Here is a 6,656-nt window from a genome sequence, read left to right as displayed (position 1 = left end):
GTTCTATCCAGCAAGAACACCTATAAGCTCGTTGTTCCTCCTCACGTTCCTGCTCAACTATTTTGGTCAGTAAATGTCTATGAGTTTGAAACAGGAGGCACCTTTTTCGACAATGTGGATAAAGTAGCTATGTCTTCTAAGCAAGAAGATTTGATCACCAACAAAGACGGCTCGGTTACGTTAACCTTTGGTCCTGAATGTCCGGTGGGTATGCCTGAATCCAATCACGTTCCCACAACGGGAGATGGTACCTGGTTCACTTTGTTCAGATGGTATGGACCACAGCCTGAATTGTTTTCACAAACGGAAGACCGTTGGATGCTGAATGATTTTGAACTATTGGATGTTGTGAAGCCGTAATAAAGAGGATTGAAGCATGAAGCTCACTTTGAGATCTCACCTGTACAGATGGACTCTAAGTGGGCTTTTTTATTGCCATTTATTTCAAATTTTCTTCAGTCTTAAACCTGTTGAATTATACCATCATCGTATCGAATTGTACAATTTCTGCGACCCTCATCTACGCACATTTGCAGTGTAATTTAAACAGATAATCAAAATGAAAAAGTCAAGATTAAACTATGTATTTCTACTGGCATTAATGTTAATCATTGTATTGGTCAGTTCATGCTCACCTTCCATGAGAACAACTCCAGAAAACGAAATATCGAAATACAAATTCGTTGGAGGCTACCCTACTCAAACCACAATAGACAAAACTTTTGATGAGTTGGATATTCAACGAGTATCACAGATATACCTAGAATTTATGCCTTTAGCATCTCAACAAGCGTTGTTTAAAAGTCATATAGAAGAATCAGGAATGAATACCGGAGATGTTGCAGTCTTCACAGAAACAGGAGCCGGAAAAGTAAATCACATTGGACTCACTTACAATACTGAAAGTATTTATGCAACGGCTTACATTGACCTGAAGATTGTTGGCGCTTATGTTGTGGAAACACCTCCCAATGTATTAGGAATAGTAAACGATGGTTGGATGCGATTCGTTACTGACCTAGGTAACGCAGGCCCAGATAAGGGCGAAGGAGGCAAGTACTTGATCGTTCATAATGACTATGATGGTATTATCCCTGAAGGATATTTTGTTTATAAAACACCAACTTACAGAAACTGGGTAATGGTGCGTGGATTTGAAAATTTAACAGGCTCTGGAAACGATGCGATTGAATACTATCAGCAAAACTTCAAACTTTATCCTTTAGGTCATCAATCTGAGATTAAGAATCGGTATTTCAATTATTCTGTTGAAAAGAACATCAACACCACGCATCCTAGAAACGAATCGTACATGAAGTTGATTCATGAAACAGTACAGTATGAACCCAGTTCTGCGTTTACAGCTTATGAATTAGGGCTTTTAAAAAGCCTTGGTATTGAAAAAGGAAAGGACTTCAATCCAGACCATAGAACAATGGATATTTACAAAAGAGGCATTGAAAGAGGAGATGCAATGGCAAAAGCAAATGCTTATGCAAATCGTCTTCATGACGCAAAAGTTTATGAGGATAGACAGTATGAACATTTATTCATTGGTGGTAGCCATGAATTTATGAACGATGACGTTCTTAACCTCGATGCTCGAACTCTGTTTCATTACGAAGCAATAGTCATTACACCAGCTATGACCAATAAGATGATCGGTATTGGATCTCAATATGTTTCTGGTTATCGTGATAATAAGGGGGATTTTCTGATGGGAGAGAACAACTATAAACTTCATTTACCTGCAGGAATTCCAGCTAAAGACTTTTGGTCTGTCACACTTTATCATCCAGATACCCGTTCATTGCTTGAAAACGGAATGATCAAACCTAGCATTAACTCGTATGACAAGCCGGAAGTAAATGAAGACGGGTCTGTTGATTTATACTTTGGTCCAAAGGCCCCAATAGGGAAAGAAAAAAATTGGATCAAAACCATTCCTGGAGAAGGATGGATGACTTTAATTAGACTTTACGGCCCTTTAGAGCCTTATTTCGATCAATCATGGAAGCCAAATGACATTGAGAAAATTCAAACTAGAAATTAATATCAAATGAAAGAGGAGGTGCTAATCTTTTTTAAGGACGACTAAATCGAAATCAAGAACATTATAGAACCTCAGAATAGGAGAACTAATGTAAAAAGCCCACTTCGAGTTTTCACCTCATCAGGTGGACTTGAAGTAGACTTTTTTATACACTTTCATTCAACTCACTCACAACTTCAAAAGTGTTGAATTGTACCAATACCTTATTGAATTGTACAATTTCAGCGAGCATTATCTCCGCACATTTGCATTATAATTTAAACAGATAAATAAAATGAAAACAAAAATGTTCATCCTGCTCATCGCCCTTTCAATCTTAGGGTGTAAGAAAAAACAAACGTTCCATTCTCAATCTACAGAAAAGATCCAATATGAAGAATCTGGCTATTTAACTGATGCATCCATTGATGCGATGTACGATGAAATGGCGCTGCATGGTGCTACTCAAGCTTATTTATGGGGAAACTCTGTGATGGTCAATCAAATGTGGCGCAAAGCTAATTTAAAAGTGGCTGGTCCTTTGGATTTTGTAACCTACAACACTCTAGAACAGAAGTACAATATCATAACTTCCAACTTAGTAACTCCTTACATGCTGGCCTTCCCAAACCTTAAAGAATCAGGTCCATTGGTCCTAGAAGTTCCAAAAGGGAGAACCGGAGGTATCATCAATGACATTGAAAGCAGATGGGTTGCTGATCTTGGTTTGGCCGGACAAGACCAAGGAAAAGGTGGTGTTTACCTGATCCTTCATGAAAACATGCCAGAACCAGCTGATCACGGAGCTGATTACGTTATCCGTGTGAGAACGAATCTATTTTGGATCGGAACCCGAATTTTGGAAGAAGATGAAGAAGCACGTATAAAACTGCAAGAGGGTCACAAGTTATATCCATTAGGCGGAGAACCAGAAACCAAGCTTGTAAATATCGGAGACACTTATTACGAAGGTTGGTGGCCAGAAGGTTTTGACTATTGGACAGCATTGAATGAAGTAATACAAATAGAGGATTTCCCTGAGGAGGTTCGATATATGCTTCAATTCTTACAACGCGTTGGAATTGAAAAAGGAAAGGACTTTAATCCTACGCCAAAACAGAAAGAGATCTTGTTGGAGGCTGCCAAATATGGAAAAGCCATGGCCGAATCATTGTCGAATGGAAGAGATCGATTGATCGAACCGTTCTATGGTGAAGGAACAGATTACACTTTTATCCTTGGAGGTCTGAGTAATCCTATTCATTACAATGAAGAAGGAAACTACAAAGAGTTGGACGGTTTGGTATCCTACAATTACGAAGCTTACTCTATGTCACAAGGAATGATGATGGACTTGGTAGGCGTAGGCTCTAAGTATTTGGCCGGCTACAAAGATTCTGAAGGCAACTGGTTGGATGGATCCAACACCTATCAGATCACGATACCCGCAAATGTACCCATGGAGCAATTTTGGTCATTCGTAGTGTATTCTCAAACTACACGAACGTTTATTCAAAATAAAGATCGCAAGCCGGGCATTAGTTCAAGAGAAGAATTATTGGTCAACGAAGATGGAACGGTAACGGTTACTGTAGGTCCTCAAAAGCCACAAGGTGTACCGCAAAGCAATTTTATCTATTCGAATCCAGGAAAAGGTTGGTTCACCTACTTCCGAGTTTATGCTCCAACGGAAGAGTACTTCAATAAAACATGGGTTCTCCCATCCGTAGAAAAAATCGTCTCTAAGAGTTCAACCTGGGATTATGTTGGTGAAAGTGGCCCTGAACACTGGGCAAAATTAGAAAATGGTTCAGATTGTGATGGGGTCCATCAATCTCCAATTAATCTGGTCGATGTGGAAACAGTAGAAGGGAAGCACTTGGATGATATCATTATTAAAGAATATGAAGAAGAAACAACGATACGATCCATTACAAATAACGGCCATACTATCCAGTATAACTTTGATCAAGAAAAGAACATTATCCAATATCAAGGTAAAGATTACCTCATGAAGCAGTTTCATTTTCATTCTCCTTCTGAACATACCATAAATGGTGTTCGATATCCTTTAGAGATCCACCTAGTGCATCATAATGAACAAACGAATTCCTACGTGGTATTCGCTCTTTTGGTAGAACAAGGAATGCCTGATTCTACATTTACATTTTTAGAGGAGTATCTTCCTATTGATATTGGACAGACCAAAATGATCAATGATAAATACGACCTGGGCTCAACTATTCCTGAGATTTTTGGATTAGACACATTGGATGTGTATACGTATGGCGGATCTCTTACCACGCCCCCTTGTTCTGAGGATGTATTATGGATCGTGGTAAAAAATGCGAGTCATGCTTCTCCAGCTCAAATAGACATGTTAAAAAAACTAATGCCTGAAAACAATTATCGTGATATTCAAGAACTTAACGGAAGGGAAATTTTTAAGGAGATCTTAAATGAATTATAGAATCCAAAATTATTGTCATATTATTGAACTGAAACAATGAAAAGCATTCATCCGAGGTATTCTACAAAAACTATAAGAAAACAGAGGTATATTAAAAGTATGGCTCTACCTCTGTTTTTTTGTGGTTGCCAATACTTCAAATGCTCAAAATTCTTTATCAGAAAACGACATTACCAATCAATATTGGTTTCGATGGGATTTCAACCATAACATAACCAATGCTAAAGAATTGTAAGTGAAATCGGATTCAGAACAATTTCGCCACATGTTTGGGACCGGTATTATTTTAAAACAGGAGTAAGAATCAATTTGCCAAGACTCATTTTTAAAAAAGAACCTTACCGAGAATTCTTAACAGGAGGAGTAGGGTTTTACTTTACCAATAATTCTAATGATATAATCAGATTAGAGATACGACCCTATCAAGGATACATTTTAGATTGGCCGGATTGGACTCGTTTTCGCTTATGGCATTACGTGAGACTCGAAGAACGATTTGATCTGAACACTCAAAATTGGACCAATACTTTTGGATTGCGATTACGTTATCTTTTTGATGTAACATTCAAGTTGCAAGGAGATGTTATTCCAGAAGCCAAAGGATTGTATGTTCCCATGAGAATTGAATTTTTCTGGAATTTGATAGGAGCTAAACAATTCAATGATGTACTTCGCACCAATATTGGAATGGGGTACAATATTTCCAGAAAATGGAGAACAGAAGTGAGATTTGGTTATCAATATGCTAGAAATACAACGGAGGAGGATTTTGCCACTAACGACATCATATATCAGGCAAGAATCTATTTGCTCTTATAGGTTGACTACAACTAAAAGCCTCTTTAAAGTTATTGTTTAACGCACACTGCTCGGTAAACACTCGAATACTTTCTTAAAACTCTTAGTGAAATGACTCTGGTCATTAAAGCCAAGTGTTAACGCAATATCTGTCAGGGAGCGGTCTGTGGATTCGAGTAATCGATAAGACTCATTGAGACGCTCTTTTAGAACATATTGATATGGAGGCATTCCAAAGACTTTTTTGAAATTGGATCGTAACTTGGTTTCAGACATGGCAAAAGAACTCGCTAAGTCTTCCATGCTTGGTGGCTCATTCAATTGTTTGTTCAGCAATTCTCGCACTGCATATAATTTGCTGATTTCAACATCCGGCACCCCAATATTTTCCGCATCATTTCCCCTTTTGTGAAGTTGAATCATAAAATGAGTAACCAGTTCGATGGTCTTAGAAACAATAAATCCTTTTCTTCCAATATCTAAAGTGTTGTAAGCAAATACATCCTTAATCAATGTAGACAACTTCGGAGTCATGCTTTCGAATAGTATCCATGGATTGACGTTTTCAACAATGGAATTCAGAGTTTCCCATTTGGATTCCGTAAACTCGAGCCATCTCTCAATGGGAATATGCACAGCCAACCACTTCACGGTCTTTCCTTTTTCGATAAACAGTTTTTGTTCTGAGTAAGAGTTGTACAAACATGCTCCATTTTCCAACCCTTCTCCAATACTCAATTCTCTGTCTTGATGAAGTACGCTAGACTCTAAAATGAATCTCATCACCAAAGATTTATTTGAATTGGGTTTGATTTTTATTTGCGTATCCTCCCCAAGGTATCCTTCAAATAACACAACATGAAAAGCACCCAAGAAATTAATGATAGAGTAGCTGAAGCTCTCTTTTACATTATCCACTTTAAATCCCTTTTCGTCTATTTTCCCATTAGGAAAGTATCCATGGATTTCATTCAGTATACCATCAATCGAATCGATCGAGGTTAGTTCTATTTTATACATAAAGCTTAATTATCGCTGTTTAACGATAAGTTTATTGAATACTAAATGTACAAAAGAATTGGGAGAACCCCTCAGCCCTCCCTTATCCTTTTCATCTCCTCCCCTATTTTCCTCTGCACGATCTTGCCATGCGCTCATTATGCAGGTCCCATACCTCGATAATTCCTATATCCTGTTTAAGGGTTTTACCCTGATAAGCATCGAAGATATCCTGTACAGAAAATGGTTCATCCTTAACCTGGAGCATTAAAAAAGCCTTACTGATTTTGTTCTCAATAAGGCTGATTTGCATATTTACGATCTCTTCCTGATCTGACTGATCAAGGAGTCTTTGTT

5 protein-coding genes and 1 pseudogene are annotated in these 6,656 nt (G+C 38.0%); 4 read left to right on the top strand and 2 right to left on the bottom strand.

The annotated features are described in order from the left end of the window. The 4 genes from ACR2MV_RS04830 to ACR2MV_RS04815 all read left to right on the top strand — a co-directional run. Positions 1–360, top strand: a 360-nt coding sequence (locus ACR2MV_RS04830) for a DUF1214 domain-containing protein (RefSeq protein ID WP_434020770.1), incomplete at its 5' end; no start/stop codon positions are given. 199 nt (positions 361–559) lie between these two features. Continuing rightward, the gene (locus ACR2MV_RS04825; RefSeq protein WP_434020769.1) at positions 560–2,053 is read left to right on the top strand and encodes a DUF1254 domain-containing protein; all 1,494 of its coding nucleotides are present in this window, start codon (positions 560–562) and stop codon (positions 2,051–2,053) included. 274 nt (positions 2,054–2,327) lie between these two features. Continuing rightward, positions 2,328–4,502 (top strand): carbonic anhydrase family protein, encoded by a 2,175-nt coding sequence (locus tag ACR2MV_RS04820; protein WP_434020768.1) that lies wholly within the window; start codon positions 2,328–2,330, stop codon positions 4,500–4,502. 309 nt (positions 4,503–4,811) lie between these two features. Beyond that, entirely contained in the window at positions 4,812–5,321 is a 510-nt protein-coding gene (locus tag ACR2MV_RS04815) for a DUF2490 domain-containing protein (RefSeq protein ID WP_434020767.1), read from the top strand. Between the two features lie 36 nt (positions 5,322–5,357). On the opposite strand, the gene ACR2MV_RS04810 is transcribed toward ACR2MV_RS04815, so the two are convergent. Both ACR2MV_RS04810 and ACR2MV_RS04805 read right to left on the bottom strand, forming a co-directional pair. Further along, complete coding sequence (locus tag ACR2MV_RS04810; RefSeq protein WP_434020766.1) at positions 5,358–6,320, bottom strand: helix-turn-helix transcriptional regulator; 963 nt, start codon at positions 6,318–6,320, stop codon at positions 5,358–5,360. 103 nt (positions 6,321–6,423) lie between these two features. Next, positions 6,424–6,656: pseudogene (locus tag ACR2MV_RS04805) on the bottom strand (hypothetical protein); the annotation flags it as partial.

It is taken from the genome of Lutimonas sp. (assembly GCF_051011215.1).
Classification (GTDB): domain Bacteria; phylum Bacteroidota; class Bacteroidia; order Flavobacteriales; family Flavobacteriaceae; genus Lutimonas.
This window is presented reverse-complemented; position numbering and strand designations above follow the sequence as displayed.

Bases quoted from the DNA above. Each gene is read 5' to 3' on its own strand.
- ACR2MV_RS04810 (WP_434020766.1), bottom strand. From the start codon at position 6,320: ATGTATAAAATAGAACTAACCTCGATCGATTCGATTGATGGTATACTG.
- ACR2MV_RS04825 (WP_434020769.1), top strand. From the start codon at position 560: ATGAAAAAGTCAAGATTAAACTATGTATTTCTACTGGCATTAATGTTA.
- ACR2MV_RS04820 (WP_434020768.1), top strand. From the start codon at position 2,328: ATGAAAACAAAAATGTTCATCCTGCTCATCGCCCTTTCAATCTTAGGG.